26 protein-coding genes are annotated in these 26,211 nt (G+C 64.7%); 17 read left to right on the top strand and 9 right to left on the bottom strand.

Annotated features, from left to right (window positions below; translation table 11 throughout):
* Positions 1 to 291 precede the first annotated feature (291 nt).
* Positions 292 to 1,980: a long-chain-fatty-acid--CoA ligase FadD1 gene (gene fadD1, locus CXQ81_RS25155; RefSeq protein ID WP_009045218.1), complete on the top strand. Its 1,689-nt coding sequence runs from the start codon at positions 292 to 294 to the stop codon at positions 1,978 to 1,980.
* Positions 1,981 to 2,141: 161 nt separating this feature from the next.
* Here the strand turns inward: fadD1 and CXQ81_RS25150 are convergent, their stop codons facing one another.
* The gene (locus CXQ81_RS25150; protein ID WP_007925090.1) at positions 2,142 to 2,519 is read right to left on the bottom strand and encodes a hypothetical protein; all 378 of its coding nucleotides are present in this window, start codon (positions 2,517 to 2,519) and stop codon (positions 2,142 to 2,144) included.
* Positions 2,520 to 2,746: 227 nt separating this feature from the next.
* On the opposite strand from CXQ81_RS25150, the gene CXQ81_RS25145 reads away from it, so the two are divergent.
* The 3 genes from CXQ81_RS25145 (at position 2,747) to def (ending at position 4,601) form a co-directional block, all read left to right on the top strand.
* A complete protein-coding gene (locus CXQ81_RS25145) occupies positions 2,747 to 2,938 on the top strand; it encodes a CsbD family protein (protein ID WP_053262347.1) in 192 nt (63 codons plus the stop codon).
* A gap of 173 nt (positions 2,939 to 3,111) precedes the next feature.
* The gene (locus tag CXQ81_RS25140; RefSeq protein ID WP_101338863.1) at positions 3,112 to 4,059 is read left to right on the top strand and encodes a YihY/virulence factor BrkB family protein; all 948 of its coding nucleotides are present in this window, start codon (positions 3,112 to 3,114) and stop codon (positions 4,057 to 4,059) included.
* Between the two features lie 2 nt (positions 4,060 to 4,061).
* Positions 4,062 to 4,601 (top strand): peptide deformylase, encoded by a 540-nt coding sequence (gene def / locus CXQ81_RS25135; protein ID WP_007925095.1) that lies wholly within the window; start codon positions 4,062 to 4,064, stop codon positions 4,599 to 4,601.
* A gap of 84 nt (positions 4,602 to 4,685) precedes the next feature.
* On the opposite strand, the gene CXQ81_RS25130 is transcribed toward def, so the two are convergent.
* A complete protein-coding gene (locus tag CXQ81_RS25130) occupies positions 4,686 to 5,123 on the bottom strand; it encodes a GNAT family N-acetyltransferase (protein WP_007925097.1) in 438 nt (145 codons plus the stop codon).
* Positions 5,124 to 5,488: 365 nt separating this feature from the next.
* On the opposite strand from CXQ81_RS25130, the gene CXQ81_RS25125 reads away from it, so the two are divergent.
* From CXQ81_RS25125 to hutH, 9 genes are all read left to right on the top strand, one after another.
* Positions 5,489 to 6,433 carry a fatty acid desaturase gene (locus CXQ81_RS25125; RefSeq protein WP_101338862.1) on the top strand — a complete coding sequence of 315 codons (945 nt, stop codon included), beginning with the start codon at positions 5,489 to 5,491 and terminating at the stop codon, positions 6,431 to 6,433.
* A 22-nt stretch (positions 6,434 to 6,455) separates the two neighbouring features.
* A complete protein-coding gene (locus CXQ81_RS25120; RefSeq protein ID WP_101338861.1) occupies positions 6,456 to 7,247 on the top strand; it encodes a phosphate/phosphite/phosphonate ABC transporter substrate-binding protein in 792 nt (263 codons plus the stop codon).
* 176 nt (positions 7,248 to 7,423) lie between these two features.
* Positions 7,424 to 7,939, top strand: coding sequence for a sigma-70 family RNA polymerase sigma factor (locus CXQ81_RS25115; protein ID WP_007925101.1), 516 nt, complete (start codon positions 7,424 to 7,426; stop codon positions 7,937 to 7,939).
* 1 nt (position 7,940) lies between these two features.
* Positions 7,941 to 8,900 (top strand): FecR domain-containing protein, encoded by a 960-nt coding sequence (locus tag CXQ81_RS25110; RefSeq protein ID WP_101338860.1) that lies wholly within the window; start codon positions 7,941 to 7,943, stop codon positions 8,898 to 8,900.
* 226 nt (positions 8,901 to 9,126) lie between these two features.
* Positions 9,127 to 11,781 (top strand): TonB-dependent receptor, encoded by a 2,655-nt coding sequence (locus CXQ81_RS25105; protein WP_101338859.1) that lies wholly within the window; start codon positions 9,127 to 9,129, stop codon positions 11,779 to 11,781.
* 93 nt (positions 11,782 to 11,874) lie between these two features.
* Positions 11,875 to 12,888 carry an ABC transporter substrate-binding protein gene (locus CXQ81_RS25100; RefSeq protein ID WP_101338858.1) on the top strand — a complete coding sequence of 338 codons (1,014 nt, stop codon included), beginning with the start codon at positions 11,875 to 11,877 and terminating at the stop codon, positions 12,886 to 12,888.
* 206 nt (positions 12,889 to 13,094) lie between these two features.
* On the top strand, positions 13,095 to 14,024 hold the full coding sequence (locus CXQ81_RS25095; protein WP_101338857.1) for an aliphatic sulfonate ABC transporter substrate-binding protein: 930 nt from the start codon (positions 13,095 to 13,097) through the stop codon (positions 14,022 to 14,024).
* A gap of 5 nt (positions 14,025 to 14,029) precedes the next feature.
* A complete protein-coding gene (locus CXQ81_RS25090; RefSeq protein ID WP_101338856.1) occupies positions 14,030 to 15,034 on the top strand; it encodes an ornithine cyclodeaminase family protein in 1,005 nt (334 codons plus the stop codon).
* Positions 15,031 to 16,509: a histidine ammonia-lyase gene (hutH, locus tag CXQ81_RS25085; protein WP_101338855.1), complete on the top strand. Its 1,479-nt coding sequence runs from the start codon at positions 15,031 to 15,033 to the stop codon at positions 16,507 to 16,509. The genes CXQ81_RS25090 and hutH overlap by 4 nt, the downstream gene beginning before the upstream one ends.
* Positions 16,510 to 16,579: 70 nt before the next feature.
* Here the strand turns inward: hutH and gstA are convergent, their stop codons facing one another.
* Positions 16,580 to 17,185 carry a glutathione transferase GstA gene (gstA, locus tag CXQ81_RS25080; RefSeq protein WP_101338854.1) on the bottom strand — a complete coding sequence of 202 codons (606 nt, stop codon included), beginning with the start codon at positions 17,183 to 17,185 and terminating at the stop codon, positions 16,580 to 16,582.
* Between the two features lie 96 nt (positions 17,186 to 17,281).
* On the opposite strand from gstA, the gene CXQ81_RS25075 reads away from it, so the two are divergent.
* Complete coding sequence (locus CXQ81_RS25075; protein WP_101338853.1) at positions 17,282 to 18,154, top strand: LysR family transcriptional regulator; 873 nt, start codon at positions 17,282 to 17,284, stop codon at positions 18,152 to 18,154.
* A 67-nt stretch (positions 18,155 to 18,221) separates the two neighbouring features.
* On the opposite strand, the gene CXQ81_RS25070 is transcribed toward CXQ81_RS25075, so the two are convergent.
* From CXQ81_RS25070 to CXQ81_RS25055, 4 genes are all read right to left on the bottom strand, one after another.
* Entirely contained in the window at positions 18,222 to 18,731 is a 510-nt protein-coding gene (locus CXQ81_RS25070) for a hypothetical protein (RefSeq protein ID WP_101338852.1), read from the bottom strand.
* Between the two features lie 169 nt (positions 18,732 to 18,900).
* Positions 18,901 to 20,322: an MFS transporter gene (locus tag CXQ81_RS25065; RefSeq protein ID WP_101338851.1), complete on the bottom strand. Its 1,422-nt coding sequence runs from the start codon at positions 20,320 to 20,322 to the stop codon at positions 18,901 to 18,903.
* A 181-nt stretch (positions 20,323 to 20,503) separates the two neighbouring features.
* The gene (locus tag CXQ81_RS25060) at positions 20,504 to 21,133 is read right to left on the bottom strand and encodes a glutathione S-transferase family protein (protein ID WP_101338850.1); all 630 of its coding nucleotides are present in this window, start codon (positions 21,131 to 21,133) and stop codon (positions 20,504 to 20,506) included.
* A gap of 82 nt (positions 21,134 to 21,215) precedes the next feature.
* Positions 21,216 to 21,647 carry a PACE efflux transporter gene (locus CXQ81_RS25055; protein WP_101338849.1) on the bottom strand — a complete coding sequence of 144 codons (432 nt, stop codon included), beginning with the start codon at positions 21,645 to 21,647 and terminating at the stop codon, positions 21,216 to 21,218.
* Between the two features lie 150 nt (positions 21,648 to 21,797).
* On the opposite strand from CXQ81_RS25055, the gene CXQ81_RS25050 reads away from it, so the two are divergent.
* Positions 21,798 to 22,721 carry a LysR family transcriptional regulator gene (locus tag CXQ81_RS25050; protein WP_101338848.1) on the top strand — a complete coding sequence of 308 codons (924 nt, stop codon included), beginning with the start codon at positions 21,798 to 21,800 and terminating at the stop codon, positions 22,719 to 22,721.
* A 10-nt stretch (positions 22,722 to 22,731) separates the two neighbouring features.
* Here CXQ81_RS25050 and CXQ81_RS25045 read toward each other — a convergent pair whose 3' ends face one another.
* Positions 22,732 to 23,691, bottom strand: coding sequence for a LysR family transcriptional regulator (locus CXQ81_RS25045; protein WP_101338847.1), 960 nt, complete (start codon positions 23,689 to 23,691; stop codon positions 22,732 to 22,734).
* 66 nt (positions 23,692 to 23,757) lie between these two features.
* Between CXQ81_RS25045 and CXQ81_RS25040 the strand changes: the two genes are divergently transcribed.
* Positions 23,758 to 24,375, top strand: a complete 618-nt coding sequence (locus CXQ81_RS25040) for a LysE family transporter (protein WP_101338846.1) — start codon at positions 23,758 to 23,760, stop codon at positions 24,373 to 24,375.
* Positions 24,376 to 24,382: 7 nt separating this feature from the next.
* On the opposite strand, the gene CXQ81_RS25035 is transcribed toward CXQ81_RS25040, so the two are convergent.
* Positions 24,383 to 25,414 carry a LacI family DNA-binding transcriptional regulator gene (locus CXQ81_RS25035; protein ID WP_007925129.1) on the bottom strand — a complete coding sequence of 344 codons (1,032 nt, stop codon included), beginning with the start codon at positions 25,412 to 25,414 and terminating at the stop codon, positions 24,383 to 24,385.
* Positions 25,415 to 25,629: 215 nt separating this feature from the next.
* On the opposite strand from CXQ81_RS25035, the gene CXQ81_RS25030 reads away from it, so the two are divergent.
* Positions 25,630 to 26,163: a gluconokinase gene (locus CXQ81_RS25030; RefSeq protein WP_009045204.1), complete on the top strand. Its 534-nt coding sequence runs from the start codon at positions 25,630 to 25,632 to the stop codon at positions 26,161 to 26,163.
* Positions 26,164 to 26,211: the final 48 nt, after the last annotated feature.

The following is a 26,211-nucleotide window of genomic DNA, read 5'->3' as shown; positions in this document are numbered from 1 at the left end:
TCGCGATGCTTTTGAAGGGTCGAAAAACCCATTCCAGAGCCTTGCATGGCTAGATAGGATTTTTACTCTAAAAGTGACTATTGAATATTCTTGAGTCACCAAAGTGACTGTTTGGGCCGATTTTGGCTCTAGGCGGCCTTTGGCAAAGCTGCTACTCTCGGCGCGCTTTGTGACTTCTCGGCCTATGTAGACAGCCAGACTCACCAACAATAGACATCAATAAAAAACACACACAAATAATAATCGCATCAAATGCGCTGACGAATTCGCGTTGCTGAGGAGTGGGCTTCCATGATCCAAGACTTTTGGAAGGATAAGTACCCAGCTGGGATTGCTGCCGATATCAATCCAGACGAGTATCCGAATATTCAGGCGGTGTTGAAGCAGTCCTGCCAACGTTTTGCCAACAAACCGGCCTTTAGCAACCTCGGCAAGACACTCACCTACGGTGAGCTGTACGAACTGTCCGGTGCTTTTGCCGCGTACCTGCAACAGCATACCGATTTGCAACCCGGCGATCGAATCGCCGTGCAACTGCCCAACGTCCTGCAGTACCCGGTCGCGGTATTCGGCGCCATCCGCGCCGGCCTGATCGTGGTCAACACCAACCCGCTGTACACCGCGCGGGAAATGGAACACCAGTTCAACGACTCCGGCGCCAAGGCCCTGGTCTGCCTGGCCAACATGGCGCACCTGGCCGAAGCCGTGGTGCCCAAGACCGGCGTCAAGCATGTGATCGTCACCGAAGTGGCGGACCTGCTGCCACCGCTCAAGCGCCTGCTGATCAACAGCGTCATCAAGTACGTGAAGAAGATGGTGCCGGCCTATCACCTGCCCAAGGCCGTCAAGTTCAACGACGTGCTGAGCCAGGGCCACGGCCAGCCGGTCAAGGACGCCAACCCGGCCAGCAGCGATGTCGCCGTGCTGCAATACACCGGCGGCACCACCGGCGTGGCCAAGGGCGCGATGCTGACCCACCGCAACCTGGTGTCGAACATGCTGCAGTGCAAGGCGCTGATGGGCTCCAACCTCAATGAGGGGTGCGAGATCCTGATCACCCCGCTGCCGCTGTACCACATCTATGCCTTCACCTTTCATTGCATGGCGATGATGCTGATCGGCAACCACAACATCCTGATCAGCAACCCGCGCGACCTGCCGGCGATGGTCAAGGAACTGTCGAAGTGGAAGTTCAGCGGTTTTGTCGGCCTCAACACCCTGTTCGTCGCCCTGTGCAACAACGAAGCCTTCCGCAAGCTGGATTTCTCGGCGCTGAAAGTCACCCTGTCCGGCGGCATGGCGCTGCAACTGGCGGCGGCCGAGCGTTGGAAAGACGTGACCGGTTGCCCGATCTGCGAAGGTTACGGTATGACCGAAACCAGCCCGGTGGCCACCGTCAACCCGATCCAGAATATCCAGATCGGCACTATCGGCATCCCGGTGCCGTCGACCCTGTGCCGGATCATCGACGACGCTGGGACCGAGCTGCCCCTGGGCGAAATCGGTGAGCTGTGCGTCAAGGGCCCGCAGGTCATGAAGGGCTACTGGCAGCGCCAGGACGCCACCGACGAGGTGATGAGCGACGGCTGGCTGAAGACCGGCGATATCGCGCTGATCCAGCCTGATGGCTACATCCGCATTGTCGATCGCAAGAAAGACATGATCCTGGTCTCCGGTTTCAACGTTTATCCGAACGAGCTGGAAGACGTGCTGGCGGGCCTGCCGGGCGTGTTGCAGTGCGCGGCGATCGGCGTGCCGGACGAGAAGTCGGGCGAGTCGATCAAGATCTTCATCGTCGCCAAGCCGGGCGTGACCCTGACCAAGGAGCAAGTGATGGAGCACATGCGCGCCAACGTCACCGGCTACAAGGTGCCCAAGGCCGTCGAGTTCCGCGATGCGCTGCCGACCACCAACGTCGGCAAGATCCTGCGTCGCGAATTGCGCGACGAAGAGCTGAAGAAGCTGGGCGTGAAGAAGTAACACACCAGGCAAACAAAAAGCCCCGCATCCGCGGGGCTTTTTATTGGGGGGTTGTGTAGCCGCTGCCGAAGGCTGCGATCGACCTCGCAGAGGGCGCTGTTCTTGCCGGCGCAGGAGGTCCTGCGGACCTTGCGCAGCCTGCGGCAGCGGCTACAAGTGGATCACTGCTGGAACTGCGCGAAGTTCACGCCGGTGCCGGCGGGGCGTACGTCCTTGAGGAACGAGTCCTTGTCGGCGCTCAGTTCCAGGCTCAGGGCCGCCTTGCGCTTGCCGGCGTTGCGTACCACCAGGCCTTCGAGCTTCTCCCGCAGGAACAGGGTCGGCACTTTCAGGTGCAGCAACTGGTCGGTGCTCGGGGTGTACAGCAGCAGGTGGACCCATTCGTACTGCCCGATGGCCAGGCGGCCGACCGGCAGATCGAACCACCAGATATTGCGGCTGCGGCTCAGTTCCGCGAAGTGGCAGTTGTTGACGCCCAGCACCGCACCGCCCAGTTCCTGGTTCCGGCGGGCGATGGCCAGCTTTTTATCGAGTTTCATAACATTCCTACGGGATTGGATCTTCAGCGCAGTGCCTGAATACGTTGCGCATTCTCGTGGGTTGGTCGCCAAACATAAAGCGCAACCTGCGTGCGGCGGGCAAATAAGGCGATGAAATGCCCCGCTGAAAATAATTGAAACTCCGCGCAAGGGCCTTGGGTCAACCTCAGGGCAGGACCCCAAACCCTCGATTGTTCTACGGATCTATGGATCTACGGAGAAACACCATGGGCAGCACAGCGGACAAGGCAAAAGGCCTGGCCAACGAGGCCGTTGGTCATATCAAGCAAGGTGTCGGCAAAGCGACTGATAACGATCGGTTGGAAACCGAAGGCAAGATTCAGGAAAAGAAAGGCGAAGCACAGCAAGCCCTCGGCAAGGCCAAGGATGCGTTGAAAAAGACCATCGACAAGGCCTGATTCACTGGCTCGCACTGCGACACGACGGCCATCCGCGGATGGCCGTTTTTACATCGGCCATGGCACCAAAACAGGACGAAACGGTTCAAAATCGCCAAACTAGGCTAGTTTGTTGTACAAAACGGCCCCTGAGTCGCCACCGACCCTGAATTCTTGCGGCGAAAGGAGACGCTATGTTCTTGCCGAATTTGAAAGGCCTGCCCCTGCATCGTGTGCTGGTGCGCACGGTCACTGAGTTCATCGACGATGAAATGTCGACCTACGCCTCGGCACTGGCCTATCAGATGCTGTTTTCGTTGTTCCCCTTCATCCTGTTCCTGATCGCCTTGATCGGTTTCCTGCACCTGCCGGACTTCTTCTCCTGGTTGCGCCTGCAATCGGAACTGGTGTTGCCGCCCCAGGCGCTGGAGCAGGTCAACCCGGTGATCGACCAGTTGCAGCAATCCAAGGGCGGCCTGCTGTCGGTGGGTATCGTGGTTGCCCTGTATACCGCCTCGGCCGGCGTGCGGCTGATGATGAGCGCGATGAACGCCGCTTATGACGTGGTGGAAAAGCGCCCGTTGTGGAAACGTTTTCCGCTGTCGATTTTCTACACCATCGGCATCGCCGGCATGCTCCTGGCGGCCGCGGCCTTGATGGTGCTCGGGCCGCAGGTGATGGGCTGGATCGCCGCGCAGGTCGGCCTGGAAGACTTCATCGTCACGGTCTGGACCATCCTGCGCTGGCCGGTGATCGTGATCCTGATGATGGTCGCCGTGGCGCTGATCTACTACGTGATGCCCGACGTGAAGCAGGAGTTCCGCTTCATCACCCCGGGCTCGGTGCTGGCGGTGGTGGTGTGGATCATCGCCTCGTTGGGCTTCGCCTTCTACGTGAAGACCTTTGCCAACTACAACGCCATGTATGGCAGTATCGGAGCGATCATCGTCCTGCTGCTGTACTTCTATATTTCCTCGGCAGTGCTGTTGCTGGGGGCCGAGATGAATGCGGCGATCGAGCACATGTCGTCCGACGGCAAGAACCCTGGAGAAAGGGTGCCCGGCGAGCACGACGAACCCAAACAACACGTATCGGGACTGGGCCGGGACCACTCGCTCAAGCCGACCACTGACGAAGTCTGATCATGATCCGTGAAATCCTCAAAATGGGCGACGAGCGCCTGCTGCGCATCGCGCCACCGGTGCCGCCCGAGATGTTCGACAGCCCCGAGCTGTGGCAACTGATCGACGACATGTTCCAGACCATGGAAAGCGTCGGCGGGGTCGGCCTGGCCGCGCCGCAGATCGGCGTCGACCTGCAACTGGTGATCTTCGGTTTCGAGCACAGCGAGCGTTACCCGCAAGCCGAGGCCGTGCCGCAGACCATCCTGATCAATCCGCTGATCACGCCCTTGAGCCCGGTGCTGGAAGAAGGCTGGGAAGGCTGTCTGTCGGTGCCGGGGCTGCGCGGCGCGGTCGAGCGCTATCAGCACATTCGCTACGAAGGTGTCGACCCCAGGGGCGAGCCGATCGTGCGGGTAGCCTCGGGTTTCCATGCGCGGGTGGTGCAGCATGAATGCGATCACCTGATCGGCCGCCTGTACCCGTCGCGGATCCGCGACTTCAGCAAGTTCGGTTTTACCGAAGTGATGTTCCCCGACCTCGATCCCCACGCCGACGATTGAAACAGACAGCCAGAAGTGTCGGTTTCATGGACCTGCCGGAGACCGGTTTGTCGCCGAGGCGGGCACGCGCTCCAGGGCCCGCGATCACACCCTGTCGCGGGTCGAGCTGACCAAAGGATCGATGCCCATGGCGATCAGGCTCTTGCTCCTGCGATAACGCTCCAGGCGATCCGCCAGGGCCTGGGGCAGGGCGGGGGCGGTGGCAAAGCCCATGCGTTCGTACAGGGCTTGCAGGTCCGGATGACAAAACAGCCACAGCGGCCCCGGCAGCTGCGCGCGTGCCCGTTCGACCAGCATCGCGGCAATGCCCTGGCCGCGATGGGCCGGGTCGACGAACAGCCCGGTCAGCCAGTGGCCCTGGGCGATGGGCGTGAGGTTCAGCCCGGCAATGATCGCTCCGCGTTTCGCCACCCATGATTGCCCTTCCCCGGCCGCGCGCATTGGCGAATTGTGGGCGCGATAGAACTTGTTCAGCAGCGGTCGCAGGGTGTCGGCAAGCAGCAGGTATTGGGTGTCGGGCATGGGTTTTCGCAGGGTGGGCCGGGGCGGTGATTATAAAAGTACGAAGTGCGCGGGATAGGTGTATACCAGATGAACGATCCCCTGCGAGTGGAGTGTGCATCATGTCCAAAGGTATGAATGCCAAAAAGACGGCGAAGAAAAAACCCAGCCGGACCGCCGATGAAAAGCGCGCGGACAAGAAAGCCAAGAAGATCGAGCACAATATTTTCGGTCATTGATCCCCTGCGAAGCCCGCCCCGCGGGCTTCCTTGTTTTTGCTTCTAAGTAAATAACCCATCGATCTGCAAGTTTTCCCCTTCTCGTTGCACAGAACAGCAAGACGCCGAAGGTTCGCCCCTCGGCCAGCCCCTGTCCTGAGTAGCGCCATGGCCCATTACTTTGATCCGCTGCACCGCGAACAAATCGACACCCTGCGCCAGAGCTTCAGCGCCCGCACCGAATGGCCCACCTGGCTGTTGCTGATCGGCACCAGCACCAGCTGGTTCGCCGTGCTGCTGGCCAGCCCGCTGCTGGGGCTGTGGCCCAGTACCTTGTTGCTGATTCCGATCCTGGTGCTGTGGCTGTCGGTGCAGCATGAGCTGCTGCACGGTCATCCCACGCGCTGGCTGTGGCTGAACAAGCTGCTGGGTTATGCGCCGTTTGCCGTCTGGTACCCCTATACCCTCTACCGCGACAGCCACCTGCAGCATCACCGTGACGAAGACCTGACCCTGCCAGGTCGCGACCCGGAGAGCCGTTACCTGGGCCAGCGGCAATGGCACAGCCGTTCGCTGTTCGAGCAGGGCCTGCACTGGCTGAACAAGACCCTGCTGGGGCGGCTGCTGCTCGGCGCGCCCCTGGCCTTGCTGGCGCTGGCGCGGGAGGAAGGGGCGCGCCTGCGCCAGGGGCAACGCCAGGCCTGGCTGATGTGGCTGACCCATGGTGCGCTGACCCTGCTGATGCTGGCCTTTATTGCCCGCTACAGTGTGTTGCCGGTCTGGCATTACCTGCTGCTGGTGAGCGTGCCGGCGCTGTCGGTGGCGATGGTCCGTTCCTACTACGAACACCGCCCCCATGCCCGGGTGGAGCAGCGTACGGTGCTCAACGAAGCGGCGTGGCCCTGGAGCTGGCTGTTCCTGCACCTCAACCTGCACCTGGTGCACCATGATTTTCCCGGGCTACCGTGGTATTGCCTGCCACGGGCCTATCGGCAGCGCCGCGAACAATGGCAGGCGCGCAGCGGCGGCTTTGTGGTGCAGGGGTATGGCGAGCTGTTGCGGCGCCATGCCCTCAAGCCGATCGATAGCCCGGAACATCCCTTCGCCCTGTAGCCGTGCCCGAAGAGCCTGAACCATGACCGCTTGTTATGCCGAACTGCTGATGTACGTCGCCCCCGAGCCGGTGCGCCAGGCCAATGAGCAGTGGCTGGCGGCGATCCTGCAGCGCCTCGAAGGTGACCGGCTCGATGCCCGGGAACTGGACCTGATGCAACTGTGGCTGTCGCCGCGCCTGCTGCTGACCCAGACCTGCGGTTACCCGCTGATGACCGCCCTGCGCGGCCAGGTCCGGGTCATCGGCCGGCCGCGTTACGAGCTGCCGGACAGCACCGCCGGCAATCATTGCAGCCTGCTGCTCGGTCGCGACGACGACCCGCGCCGGACCTTGCAGGCCCTGCGGGGCAGTCGCGGGGTGATCAATGGCGAAGACTCCAACAGCGGCATGAACCTGCTGCGCCAGCGCCTCGCGCCGCTGCAGCGCGACGGCCGGTTTTTCGCCAGTGTCGGCATCAGCGGCAGCCACCGGGAAAGCCTGCGCTGGCTGCGCGAAGGATGGGCCGACCTGGCCGCCATCGACAGCGTGACCTTCGCCTACCTGGCGCGTTATGCCGAGGAGGAGGTGGCCGGCCTGCGGGTGATCGCCCGCAGCGCCTTCAGCCCGACCCTGCCCTATATCGGGGTGGCCGGCCTTGGCGAGGAACAGGCCGAAGGCATTCGCGCGGCGATGAACCAGGCGCTGGTGGCACTGCCCGCGGTGGCCGAAACCTTGGGGCTGCGCGAGGTGTTGCCGGCCACCGAGGCGGACTACCAGATCCTGCTCGACTATCAGCGCGAAGCTGAAGAGCTGGGTTACGCGCGGCTACGTTGATGCGCCCCAGGAGGGCGGCTTGGCCGGTAAAAAAGCATCAGGCGCGGCCTCTCTTTTAATTCCATAAAATTCTATAAAAATGAAATTTAAATATTATTAAAGAATAAGCCTTCCTTGTTAGGATCGCCGCACCGGAACACCGGACATACCGCGCAACCTTCTTCATTGGAGCCACTATGTCCGGCGCCGACACCACCCACAGCGACTATGTGGGCGGCCTGTTCCGCAGTCATTACGACTGGCTGTGCAGCCGCCTGCGTTACCACCTGCACCACTCCCTGGATGCCAGCGCCGAAGACATTGCCGCCGATACCTTCGTCCAGCTGTTGAGCAGGCCCGAAGTGCTGCCGATCCGTCAGCCACGGGCCCTGCTGACCACCATTTCGCAACGCCTGGTGTACCAGCTGTGGCGCCGCCGCGACCTGGAGCGGGCCTACCTCGATGCCTTGCAGCATGACGAGGAAACCGTGCAGCCCTCGCCCCAGGACCTGGCGCAGATGCTCGAGGCGCTGGAGGCCATCGACCGCCTGCTCGACGGCCTGCCGGCCAAGGTCAGGGCGACCTTCCTGCTGTCCCAGGTCAACGGCCTGACCTACCCGCAGATCGCCGAGCAACTGGGCATTTCGCAACGTTCGGTCAGCGACTACATGACCCGGGCCGCCCAGCGTTGTCTGCGCCTGAGCCTGGAATGACATGAGCCGCGAACCGAGTCGGGAACAGCTGATCGACGATGCCACCCGCTGGTGGGTGCTGATGAATTCGGGGCAGGCCAGCGAGGCCGAGCGTCGTGCCTACCAGCGCTGGCGCGACGCGGATCCGCGGCACGAGCAGCTGTGTCGCCAGCTGGAAACCCGCCTTGGGGTGTTCCAGGTGCCGATTGCCCAGGGCGTCGATGGCGAGCTGTTGCAGCGGGCGCTGAACGTGCCGAGCAGTCGGCGCAAGGTGCTGCAGCGGGCCTTGCTCGGCGCCGGGGTGGTCCTGGGCGCCGGTGCGCTGGTCAGCCAGCGTGGCCTGCCTTTGGCCGAGCTGACCGCGGACCTGCACACCGGCACCGGCCAGCGCCAGTCGCTGACCCTGCCGGACGGCAGCGAATTGCGCCTGAATGCCCGGAGCGCGGCGAACATCGATTTCGATCGCCAGCGTCGGGTGGTGCATTTGCTGGACGGCGAAGTGCTGCTGAACCTGGCCAGCGATCCGGCCCGACCGTTTTTCATCCACACCGCGCAGGCGCGGATCCAGGCCACGGGCAACCGCTTATTGGTGCGCGAACGCGATGGCCAGGGGCATGCCACGGCCCTCAACGGCCCCTTGGACATCGCCGCGGGCGGTGGCGAGCGTCTGCAATTGCCCGGTGGCCATGAGGTGGCCTACGACGCCTTGCATTTCGGCCCGGTGCGCCCGAGCCGTGGCAGTGCCACGGCCTGGGTCGACGGCTTGCTGGAGTTGCGCGACACGCCGCTGTCGGAGGTGGTCGAGGCACTGCGCCCGTATCGACGCGGGGTGTTGCGCCTGGATCCGGCCATCGCCGGGTTGCGGGTCAGTGGCCTGTTCCGCCTGGACAACCCGCAACAGATCCTCGACAGCCTAGCCCGCACCTTGCCGATCCGCGTCACCCGCCATACCGAGCTGTGGGTGACCCTGAGTGCCACCTGAACCTGCTTCTGTAGGAGCGAGGCTGGCCCGCGATGGCGGTTTCCCTGGCCCACCGCGTTGGCGGCATCGCGCAAGCTGCTCTCCAGCAGAAGCACTGGCCTGCGCCGCTTGCGGTGGTTCTAAGGCCATAACCAAACGATCTGCAAGTTTTCCCCCGGCCGTTGCACATCACTCCCGTAAACGCTGCGGGGAGCAGCGTTGTTGGATGCTTTTGGGGGAGAGAGTCATGTTGCCTATATCCACAACCGTGCAGCGTCGTTCGCGCCTGGCCTTGGCCATCGGCCCCTTGGCCGCGGTGTTTTTCACGGGCGCCCAGGGGGCCGAAGCCGCCCGGCAGCAATATCACCTGGCGCCCGGTCCGCTGGACGAGGTGCTGCTGAGCATCAGCCGGCAAAGCGGCCAGGTGATTTCCTTTACCCCGCAGCTGGGCAGCTACTCTTCGGCCACGGTCGACGGTTCGTTGTCCGCCGAGCAGGCGGTGGCGGCCGCCTTGCGCGGCACCGGCCTGCAACTGCAAGTCAGCCCGGATGGCGCGTTCATCATCAAGGAAGGCCCGCAACCGGCGAGCTCGGCTGGCAGCAGGGTCAAGGCCGAGGCCAGCGAAGCCGCGGCGCCGACCCTCGACCGGGTGGTGGCCATCGGTACCCGGCGCAGCGACGCCACGGCCCTGACCAGCGCGGCGCCGGTGGACGTGATCAACAGCGAAGAGCTGGTGCAGACCGGCGCCACCAGCCTCAACCAGGCGCTGTTCCAACTGCTGCCGTCGTTCAACTTTCCGCAGAACCAGAGCGCCACCCGCGGGCAGAACCCCAAGGGCGCTTCCCTGCGCGGGCTGTCGCCGGACCAGACCCTGGTGCTGATCAACGGCAAGCGCCGGCATGCCTCGGCGGTGGTCAACATCTCCGGCGGCGTGCCGTTCATTGGCGCGCAGCCGGTGGACCTGGACATGATCCCCATCAGCGCCATCGACCATGTCGAAGTGCTGCGCGACGGCGCCTCGGCGCAGTACGGTTCCGACGCGGTGGCCGGGGTGGTCAATATCGTGCTCAAGGAACGTGACAGCGGCGGCCAGCTCAACAGCCAATTGGGCCAGTACGCCCAGGGCGACGGCTTCAGCAAGAGCGCCGACGGCTGGTATGGCCTGGGCCTGCCGGGGGATGGTTTCCTGACCCTGAGCTTCAACGGCCTGAACAACAAGCCCACCGACATCGGCGACAAATATGAAGCCGGCGGCCAGTTGCAGGACCCGCGCTGGGGCGGCGCCAGTCGCGACAAATACAACCTGGCGGCCAACGCCGAAGTCGGCCTCAGCGATCAATGGCGGCTCTACAGCTTTGCCACCTTCGGCCAGGACAAGTCGGTCAATAACACGCCGCCGCTGCTGGCCAGCAACCCCAACAACGTCGCCTCGATCTACCCCAACGGCACCATTCCCAAGTACCGCTACCGCTATGAGGATGGCGCGCTGACCGTGGGCAGCCGCTACGAGGACGAGCGCATCGGGCGCTTCGACCTCAGCGCCACCTACGGCCGCGACAAGCACGATGAACTGGCCTTCAACACGGTCAACCCGAGCTACGGCGCCAACAGCCCGACCAAGTTCGACGTGGCGACACTGGTCAACGAACAGACCAACCTGACCCTGGATTACGCCAAGGACCTGGACGTCGCCTGGTCGGAGCATCCGCTCACCGTCTCGGCGGGGGTGGCCTATCGCGACGAGCAGTACCGGCTGGAGGAGGGCGACTATGCCTCCTATTCCTTCGGCGGCATCGATGGCGTGCAGGTCGGCGCGGTGCAGGCATCCGGCCTGACCCCGGACGATGCCGGGACCTACAAGCGGCATGTCGGCGGGGTGTATTTCGGCCTGGAAAACCAGGTCACCGACAAGTTCCAGCTCGGCCTTGCCGGGCGCACCGAGCATTATTCCGACTTTGGCTCGGCCACCACCGGCAAGCTCTCGGCGCGCTACGACTTCACCCCGCAGGTGGGCTTGCGGGCCACGGTCAACAACGCCTATCGCGCGCCGACCCTGGGGCAGATCGGCACTTCCTGGACCACCACCACCAACGTCGATATCAACGGCAACCCGGTGCTGACCCGCATGCTCCCGGCCGACCACCCGGCAGCCCGCGCCCTGGGCGCGCAGTCGCTGAAGCCGGAGAAGTCCACCAACTATTCCCTGGGCCTGGTGCTGCGGCCGAGCGAGCAGGCGTCGCTGACCATCGACGCCTACCAGATCTCCATCCGCGACCGCCTGCTCTACAGCGGCGGGATTTCCGGGCCGGACGCCGAGCGGATTCTCAGCGAGGCCGGGTTCGGCCAGTACACCTGGGCGCAGTTCATGACCAACGCCGCCGACACCCGCACCCGCGGCGTCGACATCGTCGGCAAGTACAACCTCGACCTGCAACGCTACGGCGCCCTGAGCCTGTCGGCCGGCTACACCAAGGCGCGCACCACCATCGAGAAGATCCATTCCAACCCGTTCGGCTTCGACGTGCTGACCCGCGAAGCCCAGGGCTTCCTCGAACATGGCTACCCCGAAGACAAGCTGGTGCTGGGGGCGATCCATCGCTACGGCCCCTGGACCATCGCGCTGTCCGAGACCCGCTACGGCGAGTACCGCAAATACGCGGCGTCGGCGGCCAACGCACAGTACGACCAGACCTTCTCCGCGCAGTGGAACACCGACCTGGACGTCAACTACGCCTTCACCCGGCAACTGCGCCTGTCGGTGGGCGCCAACAACCTGTTCGACAGCAAGCCCGACGACTTCAACAGCCGCCTGCGCCAGACCCCGGGGCAGCAGTACAGCTACCTGTCGCCGTCGGCGCCGGAGGGGGCGTTCTATTACACCAGGCTCAGCTACGACTTTTAACCCTGTAGCCGCTGCCGAAGGCTGCGCCAAGGTCCGCAGGACCTTCCCGGCGGGCGGTCTTGAAACCCACGAACAACCAGCAAGAGGCTCACCATGAAGATCATCAAACACCTGCTCGGCACCTCGCTGCTGACCTTCAGCCTGCTGGCCCAGCAGGCACCGGCGGCGGACAAGCCGGCGCCGATCCACTTCGGCGACATCACCTGGGAAAGCGGCAGCCTGATCACCGAGGTGCTGCGGCTGATCGTCGAGAAGGGCTACGGCTATCCGACCGAGACCCTGCCCGGCAGCACCGTCAGCCTCGAAGCGGCGCTGGCCAAGAACGATATCCAGGTGATCGGCGAAGAGTGGGCCGGGCGCAGTCCGGCCTGGGTCAAGGCCGAAGCCGAGGGCAAGGTGTTCGGCCTGGGCGATACGGTCAAGGGCGCCACCGAAGGCTGGTGGGTGCCGGAGTACGTGATCAAGGGCGACGCCGAGCGCGGTATCAAGCCGCTGGCGCCGGAGCTGAAATCGGTGGCCGACCTGGCGCGCTACAAGGAGGTGTTCCGCGATCCGGAAGACCCGGGCCGTGGGCGCTTTCTCAACAGCCCCACCGGCTGGACCTCGGAAATCGTCAACAGCCAGAAGCTCAAGGCCTATGGGCTGAGCGACAGCTTCGTGAACTTCCGCACCGGTTCCGGCGCGGCCCTGGATGCCGAGGTCAGCTCGTCGATCCGCCGCGGCAAACCGGTGCTGTTCTACTACTGGTCGCCGACGCCGCTGCTGGGCAAGTTCAAGCTGGTGAAGCTCGAAGAACCGGCCTTCGATGCCGAGGCCTGGAAGACCCTGGCCGATGCCGGCAACCCCCATCCGCGGGGTACCCGGTCGATGCCGGCGCACCTGGCCATCGGCGTGTCCGCGCCGTTCAAGGCGCAGTACCCGGAACTGGTGAGTTTCTTTGAAAAGGTCGACCTGCCGATCGACCTGCTGAACCGCACCCTGGGCCAGATGAGCGAAACCCGCCAGCCACCGCGCCAGGTCGCCGAGGCCTTCCTGCGCGAGCAGCCGCAGGTCTGGCAAGGCTGGGTGCCAAGCGAAGTCGCCAGCCGCGTCAGCGCCGCGCTGTAAGCCGCTTGCGACTGGCGCGGCAGCGCCTCTGTAGGAGCGCAGCTTGCGCGCGATGCAGGCGGCGGGGTGTGTCAGGGGGATCGCTTTCGCGGGCAAGCCTGGCTCCTACATTGGCCGGCGGCGTTTCTGGCTTCTGTAGGAGCCAGGCTTGCCGGCGATGAGGCCGTCATGGCCGACAGTGTTTTCAATCCGTTTGGGAGTTACCGATGTTCAAAGGTTTTATCGTCACCCTGTGTCTCACGCTCTGCGCTTCGCTGGCCCTGGCCGCCGAGCCTGGGCAATTGCGTATCGGCTATCAGAAAAGCTCGGTGAGCATGGTCCTGGCCCGCGAGCACCAGTTGCTGGAGAAAGCCTTGCCGGGCACCCAGGTGCAATGGATCGAATTCCCCGGTGGGCCACAGCTGATCGAGGCGCTGAACGGCGGCAGCGTCGATGTGGGCAATATCGGCGACATCCCGCCGATCTTCGCCCAGGCCGCGGGGATCGACTTGCAGTACATCGGCGTCGAGCCCAGCGACGGCAAGACCGAAGCCATCCTGCTACCCAGGAACAGCCAGACGCAGAGCCTGGCCGACCTCAAGGGCAAGCGGGTGGCGTTGCTCAAGGGCTCCAGTGCGCACAATTTTTTCCTCAAGAGCCTGCAGCGCGCCGGGCTGAAACTCAGTGACCTGAACCTGGTGTACCTGTCGCCGGCCGACGCCCGCGCGGCGTTCGAGCAGGGCAAGCTGGACGCCTGGGTGATCTGGGACCCTTACTATTCGGCGGCCCTGCTCGACGGCAGCGCCCGCCTGCTCAGCGATGGCCAGGGCCTGGATTCCGGCGGCAGCTTCTACATCGCCAGCGGTGCCTTCGTGCGCCAGCACGGCGCTGCCGTCGCCCCCATCCTCAAGGCCTTCGGCGCGGCCCAGCAGCTGTCCTTCGACCAGCGCGACGCCAGCATCGACAGCATGGCGCGCATCCTCGGCCTGCAACGGCCGGTGGTGGAAAGCTACTTCAGCCATCGTTCGCGCTCGCCGCTGCAAGGCATCGATGCCCGGGTCGTGGCCAGCCAGCAGCGCACCGCCGACCTGTTCCTCGCCAACCACTTGATCCCCAAGGCCGTGCGGATCGAGCAGATCGTGTTCAAGAGCGAGTGAGGCCCATGCAACCCATCTATATCGATTTTCTCAACGGCCTGGACATCGCCGAGCTGGCCCTGAGCAACGACGAAATCCTCGCCGCCATCGAAGCCGGCCTGGTGCTCCAGGGCCGTGGCGAGGCGGTGATCGAGCCGCGCACCCACCTGATTCCCGGGGGCGCAATCAACGGCCATTTCAACGTGCTGCGCGGGGTGCTGGGGGGTGACATCGGCCACGCCGGGGTCAAGGTGGTGGGTGACTTCGTCGACAACTACCGCCAGGGCCTGCCCTCGGAACTGGCGATCCTCAACCTGCTGGACCCGGCCACCGGCGTGCCCCAGGCGATCCTCGACGCCTCGGCGATCACCGATATGCGCACCGGCGCGATCACCGCCATCGGCGCCAAGTACCTGGCGCGCCCGGACAGCAAGGTGCTGGCGCATATCGGCGCCCGCGGCACGGCGTACTGGAACGTGCGGCTGCTGGACCACCTGTTCGACTTCGAGGAAATCCGCGTGCACTCGCGCCGCGAGGACAGCCGCGAGGCCTTTGCCGAACGCCTGCGCCGCGACCTGGGCAAGCCGGTGATTGTCACCCACGACTGGGAGAGTGCGGTGCGCGGCGCGGACATCGTGGTCGAGGCCTCGCGGCTGAACCAGCCCGAACCTTTGCTGCGCACCGAATGGATCAAGCCCGGCGTCTTTGTCGTGCCCTACGGCACCATGAGCGCGGTGGAGCTGTCGCTGACCGACATCATGGACAAGTTGGTGGTGGACGACTGGGGCCAGTGCAAGGGCGGCCTGTTCGGTTCGCTGCGGGCCCATGTCGAGGCCGGCAAACTCAGTGAGCAGACCCTGCACGCCGAGCTTGGGCAGATAGTCGCAGGCCATAGAAGCGGCCGGCAGCACGCCGAGGAAAACATCCTGTTCTGGCACCGCGGCCTGAGCCTCAGCGATATCGCCCTGGGCCACGCCCTGCTGCAAAAAGCCCGGCGCCTGGGCATCGGCCAGCGGCTGCGTTTCGCATGATCGGCCTGGGCCCGGAAGGCCTGGCGCTGACTGACCTGCTGCGCGTTGCCCGCGAGGAGGCGGCGCTGCAATTCACCCCGGCCACCCGGCAACGGATCGCCGCCGGCCATGGGCTGTTGCGGGAGCGGATGGCCGCGGGCGACGCCATCTACGGCGTGACCACGGGCCTGGGCGCGGCGGTGGATGTGGCCCTGACCCAGCCGGATGACGACCTGCAACGGCGCATTCCCCTGGGCCGGGCCGTTGGGCTTGGGCGCCTGGCCACGCGGCCTGAACTGCGGGCGATGATTGCCGCGCGCCTGGCCGGGCTGGCCCAGGGTCGCTCGGGGATCTCCCAGGCCAGCGCCGACAGTTTGCTGGCCTTGCTCAACGCCGGGATCGAGCCCGAGGTGCCGTTGCTTGGCTCCCTGGGGGAAAGCGATCTGGCGCCATTGGCGCACCTGGGCCTGGCGCTGATCGGCGAGGGCTGGGTGCGCTGGCGCGGCGAGCGGCTGCCGGCGGGGGAAGCCTTGCAGCGCAATGGCCTGCAACCGGCGCGGCTGGTGGACAAGGACGGTCTGGCGCTGGTCTCGGCGAATGCCGCGAGCATTGGTTTGGGTGTCCTGTTGCTGGCCGAGGCCGACCAGGCCCTGGACAGCCTGCTGGCGGCGCTGGCGCTGTCCTGCGAAGGCTATCGGGCCAACCTCAGCCCCTTCCAGCCCTGGGCGTCGCGCTTGCGGCCGGCGGCGGGCCAGGCCGAGCAATCGGCGGCGCTGCTGGAGTTGCTGGAGGGTGGCCAGTTGCGCCAGCCCGGCAGCGCCCGGCGTTTGCAGGATCCCTTGAGCTTTCGCTGTGCCGGCGTGGTGCAGGGCGCGGCGCGACAGGCCTGGGCACAACTGCGCGAACATCTGCAACTGGAGCTGGCCAGCGGCGCCGACAACCCGGCCTTGATCGACGAGCAGCGCCAGGTCCTGGCCACCGCCAATTTCGACAGCACCCACCTGGCACTGGCCGGGGAAGGCCTGGGGTTGGCTTTGAGCCGGGTCGCGGCCTGTTGCGCCGAGCGCATCGCCAAGCTGCTGTCTCCAACTTCCAGCGAGCTGCCGCGCTTTCTTATCGAGCGGCCCGGGCATGTCGGCATGGCCGCCTTGCAACGCAGTGCCGCGGCGCTGCTGGCGGAGATCGGCCATCTGGCCAATCCGCTGCCGGCGGTCTGCGTGCCGGTGGCCGATCGGGTCGAAGACTACGCCGGCCAGGCTCTGGCGGTGATCGAGAAAACCCGGCAACTGACCCAGCGCCTGGCCTGGCTGGCGAGCATTGAGCTGATAGTCGCGGCCCAGGCCATCGACCTGCGCGGGCTCTTGCAACTGGGTGTCGGCAGCGCCCGCATCCACCGCGCGGTGCGCAGCCAGGTGGCGTTTCTCGATCAGGATCGGCCGGGCTCGGTGGATGTGCTGGCCCTGACTGAATTTATTCAACGGGGAGGGCTGGGCTGAGCAGGCGAGCGGCTTCTGTAGGAGCCAAGCTTGCTGGCGACGCGGACAATCGAGCGTCGACCGGCCGCTCCTACAGAACAATCTCGGCCGCGAGTGCCGCTTGCACCGCTTCGCGCTGGGCGATTCGCGCCTGGAAGCGCGCCAGCGCCGGCCATTGTTCCAGGTCGATGGCGAAGCCGGCGGTCCAGCGCAGCACGGTGAACAGGTAGGCGTCGGCGACACCGAAGGATTCGCCCAGCAGGTAGGTTTGTTGTTGCAGCGTGCGGTCCAGCAGCGCCAGGCGCTTGAACAGTTTCTGCCGGATCAGCGCCTGGGTCGCTTCGGGAAACTCAGGGTTGAACAGCCAGCCGAGGCCGCCATGGATCTCGCTGGAGACGAAGTTGAGCATCTCCTGCAACCGCACCCGTTGCCAGCTGCCATTGGCCGGCGCCAGGCCCGCCTGCGGCTTGAGGTCGGCCAGGTATTGCAGGATCGCCGGGCCTTCGGTCAGCACCTGGCCGTCCTCCAGCTCCAGCGCTGCCACATAACCCTTGGGGTTGATCGCCAGGAAGTCGCCGCCGTCGGCCGTGGTCTTGTTGCGGTTGTCGACCCGGACCAGGGTGAACGGCAGGGCCAGTTCGCGCAGCACGATGTGCGGGGCCAGCGAGCAGGCGTGGGGCGAGAAATACAGGTTCATCGAGGGCTCTCCAGAGGGGGGAGATCAGTGTCATAGTCCGCGCTGCTCTCAGTAAAATTAATCTTTCAGAAAAAACCCATAAGGACAGCTACTGCCATGATGAACCTGATGCACTGGCGCATGCTGGTGGCCGTGGCGGATACCGGCAACATCACCCGCGCCGCCGAGCGGGTCGGCATGACCCAGTCCGGCGCCAGCCAGGCCCTGGCGCTGCTCGAAGACAACCTGGGCGTGCAGCTGTTTACCCGGGAGAACCGCCAGACCCTGCCCACCGCCATTGGCGAACAGGTGGTGGAACAGGCGCGGCTGATGCTCGCGGCGTTGCAGAACATCCGCGACACCGCGGACGCCTGCCGGGACATTCAGCGCGGCACCATTCGCCTGGCGAGTTTCCCCATGGTGCTGGCGACTTTCCTGCCGCCGCTGCTGCGCCGTTTCAAGCAGTTGTACCCGGGCATCCAGGTGGTGGCGCTGGAGGTCAGCGACGACGAGGTCGAGGCCTTGCTCGAGGCGTGCTTGATCGATGTCGGGGTGCTGCTCAACCCTGCGTCCGAGCGCAGCGTCGGCCTGCTGGGACGCGATACCTGGGTGGCGGTGCTGCCGACGGGGCATGCCCTGGCGCGCCGCGGTCAGGAGCAGGGGGTGACCTTGCAGGAACTGGTGAGCCAACCCTTCGTGCTGGCCACCGGCGGCTGTTCGGTGAATGCCCGCAGCCTGGCGGCGGATGCCGGCCTGGAGCTGGCGGATGTGCGGGTCGAGGTGCGGGAGTGGAGCAGCGCCTTCACTCTGGTTCGCGAGCAAGTGGGGGTGACCCTGGTGCCGCAGATGACCTTGCCGGAGCAACGCCACGGTTTGTGCGTACTGCCATTGAGCGAGCCGATCCCGCGCACCTTTGCCCTGGTGCTGGCCGAGGGCAGCGAGCCGTCGCCGGCGCTGCGGGCCTTGCTCGATATGCTGGCCCAGGGCTGAGCGCAGCCGCTCAAGCCGACTCATAAAAAAGGGTTCCCGTGGGGAACCCTGTTTCGGCTGGCCGCTTTTAAAGCGCCGCGAGGAACTTGTCGGTGACTTGCTTATCGACGCCGCTGGCGTCCTTCTCGACTTGCGCCAGTTTCAGTTTGTCCTGGACCCGCTGGGCAATTTCCTGAGCCACCGCCTGCTGTTTCTCCGGCGGCATGTTTTTCAGGTTTTCCTCGGTAATGCCCATCTCTTCGAGGATGCGGTCGCGCATGCGCTGCTCAGGGGACTTGCTCATGTAGTCCTTGAACTCATCCAGGGCCGAGCTCTGGGTGGCGCTGTTGGCCTGCGCGGTGCTGGCGGTCGGCGGGGTGGCCTGCAACAGCACGCGGGTCTTGGCGAAGGCCGCGGCGACATTGTCGCTGACCGTGTTGCTGGCCTGCTGCACGGCCTGGGACGCTTGCAGGGTCGCGGTGTTCTGCACGTTCTGCATCAAACCGCTGTACAGCGCGCTGGCGGCCGCGGTGCTCGGGTCCATGTCGGACCGCTGGGTGGGCTGGATCGCCGTGGTTTTCTGGGCACTGACCAACATGATTGGGTACCTGTGTGTAAGGGCTGTCGAAGGCTGCGCAGCAATTTGCATGCCGCCACCCCGCAGCGCCCCGGGACGGGGCTCTTTGCCAGGGCTCTGCGCCGATTGCCCGGCAAGGCTGGCGGCACGCGGCGGACAAGCCTTGCCGCTTGCGGCCAGCGGCGACCGGTCAACGCTGGGCGATGTTCTCCAGGGCCAGGTTGCGGGTACGCGGGCCGAAACGGCCGATGGTGAACATCACGATCAGCATGCTGCCGACAATGAACGCCAGGACCCCGGGCGTGCCGAAGCGGTCGAGGAAAAAACCGATCAGCAGGCTGCTGAACACCGTCGACAGGCGGCTGAACGAGTAGCAGAAACCTACCGCTCGGGCGCGGATATTGGTGGGGAACAGCTCGCTTTGATAGGAGTGGTAACTGAAGCTCAGCCAGGCGTTGCAGAAGGTGATCATTACCCCGCAGACGATCAGCCCCAGGGCCGTGCTCTGCCAGGCGAACAGGGTGCCGAAGGTCATGGCGCCGAGGGCCGAGCCGACGATCTGCCACTTGTTCTCGAAGCGGTTGGCGAACTTGACGAACAGCAGCGGCCCCAGCGGATAGGCGAGGGTGATGATAAAGGCGTACATCAGGCTGTGGGTGACGCTCACGCCCTGGCCCGAGAGCAGCGCCGGCAGCCAGTTGCCGAAACCGAAGAAACCGATGGCCTGGAACACATGGAACACGATCAGCATCAGTGCCCGGCGCCGATAGGGCGGTTGCCAGATATCGGCGAAACGCCCCGAGCCCTGGACGCCGAGGGCCTCGGGCTGCGGAGTGTCCAGCGGCTTGCCGTAGTCCTTGGCGCAGCGCGCCTCGATGTTGTCCATGATCCGCTCGGCCTCGGCGAAGCGCCCATGCTGGGCCAGCCAGCGCGGCGACTCGGGCAGGCGTGAACGCAACCACCAGATAAACAGCGCGAACACCGCGCTGGCCAATACCACCCAGCGCCAGCCGGCGATGCCGAACGGGTCCTGCGGCACCAGCCACCAGGACATCAGCGCCACCGCCGGCACCGAGAGAAACTGCACGAAAAAGGCAAAGGCGAAGGCCGAGCTGCGCATGTGCTTGGGCACCAGCTCGGAGAGGTAGGCGTCGATGGTCACCAGTTCGATGCCCAGGCCGATGCCTACCAGAAAGCGCATGCCGATGATCCCCAGGGCCGAGGTCTGCACGCCCATCAGCACCGTGGCCACGGTGTACCAGATCAGGGCGAAGGTGAAGATCGCCCGGCGCCCGAAGCGGTCGGCGATCGGGCTCAGCAGGCTGGCGCCGAGGAACAGGCCGAGAAAGGTCGCCGAGGCGAAGGCCGCCTGGTCGGAAAAACCGAACACGCCCTGGCTGCCGGTGGCGAAGATCCCGTCGCGGATCAGGCCGGGGCTGATATAGGCGGTCTGGAACAGGTCATACAGCTCGAAGAAACCGCCAATCGACAGCAGCGCCACCAGGCGCCAGACCGTGGTGACGGCGGGCAGGCGATCGATGCGGGCGGAGATATCGGCGGCGCGGACCGGGTCGAGGCCGTCGGTGGCGACAGTGGGGGCGAGGGACGACATGGGCGGGATTCCAGGTTTCGGTGAGGAGGAATCTTAGCTGGCTAACGGAAATCAATGATTGTGAATGCGGGGTCGGAAGCCGGGCTGTGCGCTGATTTATTGTCGTATTCCGTTACATCTTGGCGGTTTGTGCCGCAGCATCAACCAAAGCGGCATCCAGCTCCTACAGAAAAAGGACGATTCAGGGAATGCCATTGCGTCCATGCAGCAGGAAGGCCGGGCGTTCGCTGAGCCGTGCGTAATAGGCGGCGATGGCGGGGAAGTCGGGGCGCTCCATGGGCGTCATCATCCAGCGATGCACCGACAGCCCGAGGACGATATCGGCCAGGCTGAACTGCTCGCCGAGCACATAGTCGCCGCTGCTCGCCAGTTGCTGTTCGAGCAGGGCCATCTTGGCGTTCCAGCCGCGAAGGCCGGCGGCGATCCGCTGCGGGTCCTGAAAGTCCGGGTTCTGCCGGACCAGGGCAACGAAGGCGTAGCTCCACGCCGGATTGAGCTCTGTGGCCTGCCAGTCCATCCACTGCTCCACCAACGCCCGGGCCCGGGGTTCGCCGGGCAGCAGCCGTTGCACGGCGACCTTGCCGGTCAGGTACCGGCAAATACTGTTGGACTCCCACAGCGCGCCGGCGTCATCGATCAGCACCGGCACCTGGGCGTTGGGGTTGAGCCGGAGAAACTCCGGTGTGTGGGTCGACTGGAAGCCGCTGCCCCAATCCTCGCGTTCGTAGGGCAGGCCCAGTTCCTCGCAGGTCCACAGCACTTTTCGGACGTTGATCGACGAGGCTTTACCGAGAATTCTCAGGGTTCCCATGCAAGCTTTCCTTGGCGGGTGGAGGGCCCTGGAAATCTAACAGCGGCGCCGCTCTTGGGCGATGCCGATTTGCACTCTGGCCTCAGACCGGGTCCGGCAGCGCCGACGCCGGCAGGCCAAAGACCCGGTCGAACAGCCAGTTGAAGACGAAGGTGTAGCAGGGGATGAACAGGATCAGCGCCAGGTCGAGCAGGAAGGCCTGCACCAGGCTGATGTGCATCCACCAGGCGATCAACGGAATCAGGAACAGGATCAGCGTCAGCTGGAAACCCACGGCATGGGCGATCCGCCGCGTGACCGTGCGGGTCCGCGAGACCTGGCGGCTTTCCCAGCGCTCGAACAGGCTGGTGTAGATGAAGTTCCAGGTCACCGCGATGCTGGTGATCACCACCGCCAGCGGGCCGGTGCTGCTCGGCGAGGTGCCGGACAGCAAGGCCAGGCCCAGGGCCGAGAAGGTCATGCCGAACACCTCGAACAGTGACACGTAAACCAGTTTGCGCTTGATGCCTTGCATGCTTTTTTTCCTCCGCGTTCGTTGGCCCGGGCCGCTCCTTTTGCAGGAAGGGCTGGCCAATGCGGCGCAAGATAGCTTCAATGTGTCTGACAGAAAAAGTCAGTAGCTTTCAGGTTTACTGATAGGTCGACATTCTAGACAGGCGTCTGCATGAATTTCTCCAGCGACAGCATCCAGTTGTTTCTCGCCGTGCTCGAGCGCGGTTCGTTTTCCGCGGCGGCCCGGGCCCTGGGCAAGGTGCCGTCGGCGGTGAGCATGGGTATCGCCAACCTTGAGGCGGAGCTGGGCTACCCCCTGTTCGACCGCAGCCATCGCGAGCCGGTGCCCACCGCCATGGCCAATGCCCTGGCGCCCCACGCGCGGCTGATCGCCGAGCAGCTCAAGCACTTGCAGGTGCATGCGGTGGAGTTGTCCCTGGGGCTGGAAAGCCGGCTGTCCATCGGCGTGGTCGAGGACATCGACAAGTCCCGGGTGCTGGCGGCGATCAAGTGGATCGCCGAGCGTCATCCGTTGCTCGACATCGAGGTACTGAGCGCGCCCCAGGACGATCTGTTGCAACTGCTGCACACTGGCCGGATCGCGGTCGGCGTGGCCTTCGCCGGGCTGAGCCTGAACGTGCTGGAGTATTTCCAGTACGTCGGCAGCGAGCGGATGATCGCCTGCATTTCCGCGCGCCATCCATTACCCGAGGCGCCGGATGCCACCCTCTATCTGGAAGAGCTGGTCAACGTGCGTCAGGTGGTGGTTGCCAGCCGCGACCTGCCGATCCGCGACACCCGGCCACTGATCGCCGAGTCCTACTGGCGCACCGACAGCCTGGCCATGGCCCTGGACATGGTCGAGTCCGGCATTGGCTGGGGCAATTTCCCGTTGTCGGTGATCGCGCCCTTGCTCAAGGCCGGGCGGCTCAAGCGTCTGACCTTCAAGAACATCGACAACGGCCTGCTGCTGCCGGTGCACGCGGTATGGCTGAAGAACCAGCCTCTGCAAAAGGCCGCCCAGGCGTTCGTGCAGTTGCTGGGTGGGCAGGACCCGGCGCTGGCCCCGCAGGTTCATGCCGAGGTGAGGCCGTAAGCCTGTCCGCTTATGGGGCCGGGTGGGTGGCGTCGTGCTGCTCGCTGCCCAGCGCCTGGTGACGCAGCCAGTCGAGCAAGCGGGCAACGGGCGAGTCCGGGTCGACAGCCTCGGGCGACAACAGGTAGTAGGCGCTGCCGTCGGCGATAAAACCGAAAGGCGCGACCAGCAGGCCCGACTCCAGGTCGTCGCGCACCAGTTGCCAGGGCGCGATGGCCAGCCCCAACCCAGCCACCGCCGCTTGCAGGCTGAAGTAGAAATGCTCGAAGACCTGCTCCGTGCCCGGCGCCTGTTGCATTCCCTTGAGGGTCAACCATTGCTCCCAGGCCGCTGCCCGGGTCGCGCTGTGCAGGCGTGGCGCCGTATCCGACAGCCGCACTCTGCCGCTTGCGTCGCGGGTCCAGCCGACGGCCTGGTCCGGGCGACACACCGGGCCGATGGCTTCATCGAACAGCCACTGCGCATGGGTGTGCGGCGGCCAGGGAAAGTCGTTGCGGCGGATCGCCAGGTCGATGCCTTGAGCAAAGGCGAAGGGCCCGCCGCCGGCCACCAGTTGCAGGGGGATATCCGGATGAGCGGCGAAGAAGGCCGGGATCCGTGGAATCAGCCAGCGCATCAGCAGAGTCGGTTCGCAGGACAGCACCAGGGCCGCGGCCTTGTCGGGCGTTCGCAGTTTGCGGGCGGTGGCGTCGATCAGGTCGAAGGCATGCTCCACGCTGTGCAGCAATTCGCGGCCAGCTTCGGTGAGAAAGACCCGATGGCTGCGACGCTCGAACAGCCGTGTGCCGAGGTCTTCTTCCAGGGTGCGGACGGCACGGCTGATGGCGCCGTGGGTCAGGTGCAGGGCTTCGCCGGCGCGGGTGAAGCTCTCCAGGCGAGCGGCGGCCTCGAAACAGCGCAGGGCGCTCAGGGGTGGCAGGCGGCGATGGGTTGTCTGTGAGTTTTTATCACCGTGAATGTCAGTTTTCATCGTTCGCTCTGTGACGGTTCGTGCCCATAAAGTATGGGCCGGATTCTATAGCGAAGGCGCTTGAAAATGACTGAACTGTTAGTAGTAATCACCATCACCATCCTCGCGGTGCTCAGCCCGGGGCCGGATTTCGCCATGGTCACGCGTAACAGCCTGGTGCTGTCGCGTCGGCATGGGGTGTTCACGGCGCTGGGGATCGGGCTCGGAGTGATGCTGCATATCGGCTACACGCTGTTGGGCGTCGGCCTGCTGGTCAAGGAATCGCTGCTGCTGTTCAGCGTGCTGAAAATCGCCGGGGCGCTGTACCTGGTTTATCTCGGTATCGGCATGCTGCGCAGCCGTGCGGTCGAGGAAGAGGTAGCGGTCGATGCGCCGCGGGTCTCGGCGTGGGCGGCGTTGCGTACGGGGTTTTTGACCAATGCGCTGAATCCCAAGACCATGATTTTCGTGGTCAGCCTGTTCATGCAGGTGATGCAGCCAGGTACCGCGCCGGGTGTGCAGATCGGCTATGGCGCGATCATTGTCCTGGCCCATGTGCTGTGGTTCGTGGCGGTGGCGCTGTTCTTTTCGGCACCGGGCATCCGGGCCCGGCTCATGGCTTACAAACGGCGTATCGACCAGCTGTTCGGCGTTCTGCTGGTAGGTTTCGGCGTGCTGCTCAGCGCCCTGAGCCTGCGTTCCTGAACGCGGCTCAGGTACTCTCGCGCACCATCAGCTCGAAGCCCATGTCCACCACCGGCTTGGCCACGCTGTTGCCGGCCATCAGGGTCAGCAGCTGTTCCGCGGCGCGGCGGCCGATGGCTTCGCGCGGGGTGCTGATGCTGCTCAGGCGCGGCACCATGTGCGCCGAGGCGGGCAGGTCGTTGAAGCCCATCACCGCCACTTGCTCGGGGATCCTGATGCCGCAACGCATGGCTTCCAGCAGGGCGCCGTGGGCCAGGTCGTCGTTGCCGAAGAAGATCGCGTCCACGTCCGGGTGGCTGTGCATCAACTGCAGGAAGAGTTCGCCGCCCAGGCCCACCGACGAGGGGCGCGGGGTGAGGACTTCCAGTTTCGGGTCGTAGAGGCCGGCTTTCTCCAGGCCGCGGCGGAAACCTTCGCCGCGCATCAGGGTGCGCTGGTCGAGCTGGGCGCCGATATAGGCCAGGCGCTTGCGGCCGCGGGAGATCAGGTGCTCGGCGGCGGTTTCCCCGGCGTTGTGCTGGGAGAAACCCACGCAGTTCAGGCCGGCCTCGGGGTTGAGGTCCATCATGTAGACGCAGGGAACGTTGCTGGCTTCGACCATCCGTCGGGCGCTTTCGGTCCGGTCGAAGCCGGTCAGCAGCAGGCCGCGGGGCTGGTAGGCCATGTAGTTGCGCAGCAGGTTTTCTTCTTCGTCGGGGGAATAGTGGAAGTTGCCGATCAGCACTTCGAAGCCCTTGGGCCGCAAAACCTGATGAATGGCTTCCAGGGTATCGATGAACAGCAGGTTGGACAGCGACGGCACCAGCACCACCACCGAATGGCTCTGGGCCGAGGCCAGGGCGCGGGCGGCGGGGTTGACCACGTAGTTGAGTTCGCGGGCGGCCTTCTGCACCTTTTCCACCAGTTCAGTGGCCACTGTGTCGATGCCGCGCAGGGCTCGCGAGGCGGTGATCGGGCTGACGCCGGCCAGGCGCGCGACTTCGTTGAGGGTCGGGCGCCCCGTGGTGCGGGTATTTTTATCGTTCTTGGAGGAGGTCATCAGACGGCTTGCCAAACAAAATTCAAGTCACTAAGGTAGCGCTGTCTCGAAACAGCTGCAATGCGTGAGCGCGGTCGGCCTGACCCGCACTCTTTGGTTTCGCGGCCTATATACGCGGCAACCCACAAAAATGACAAGAAGGCGTCGGCATAAACTATTTTTGCACTAGCGTTTTCAAGAGCGAAGGTAGCGCTGTCTGCGCGCTGAGGTGTTACATGAGTCAACCCATCACCGCCCTGGTCATCATGGGCGTTGCCGGCTGCGGCAAGTCCAGCGTCAGTGAAGCGCTGTGCCAGCGCAGCGGCGCCACGGCCATTGAAGGCGATACGTTCCACCCTGCCGCCAATATCGCCAAGATGAGTGCCGGTATTCCCCTGAACGACGACGACCGTGCCGGCTGGCTCGACAGCCTGTGCGACGAGTTGCGTCGCGCCCTGGCCGCCGGACAACGTCCGGTGCTGACCTGCTCGGCGCTCAAGCGCAAGTACCGCGACCGCCTGCGCAGCGCCACGCCCGGCCTGGGCTTCGTTTTCCTGCAATTGACACCACAGGTGGCCGCCGATCGCGTGGCCCACCGTCCGGGGCATTTCATGCCTTCGACCCTGATCGACAGTCAGTTCGCGACCCTCGAATCCCCCGTGGGCGAACCCCTGACCCTGGCATTGGACGCCACCATCCACAGCGTTGACCGGCTGGCCGAACAGGCCCATGGCTGGTGGCTGGAGCACGGGCTGGACTCACCCCGATAAGCTTCGGCTCACCTAGATAGCGCTATCCCACTCGGCTCACGTTTTTAA

Origin of the sequence: Pseudomonas sp. 09C 129 (assembly GCF_002843625.1) — a bacterium.
GTDB lineage: Bacteria > Pseudomonadota > Gammaproteobacteria > Pseudomonadales > Pseudomonadaceae > Aquipseudomonas > Aquipseudomonas chlororaphis.
Note: the sequence above shows the minus strand (reverse complement) of the source record. Positions and strands in the feature narration are given on the sequence as shown.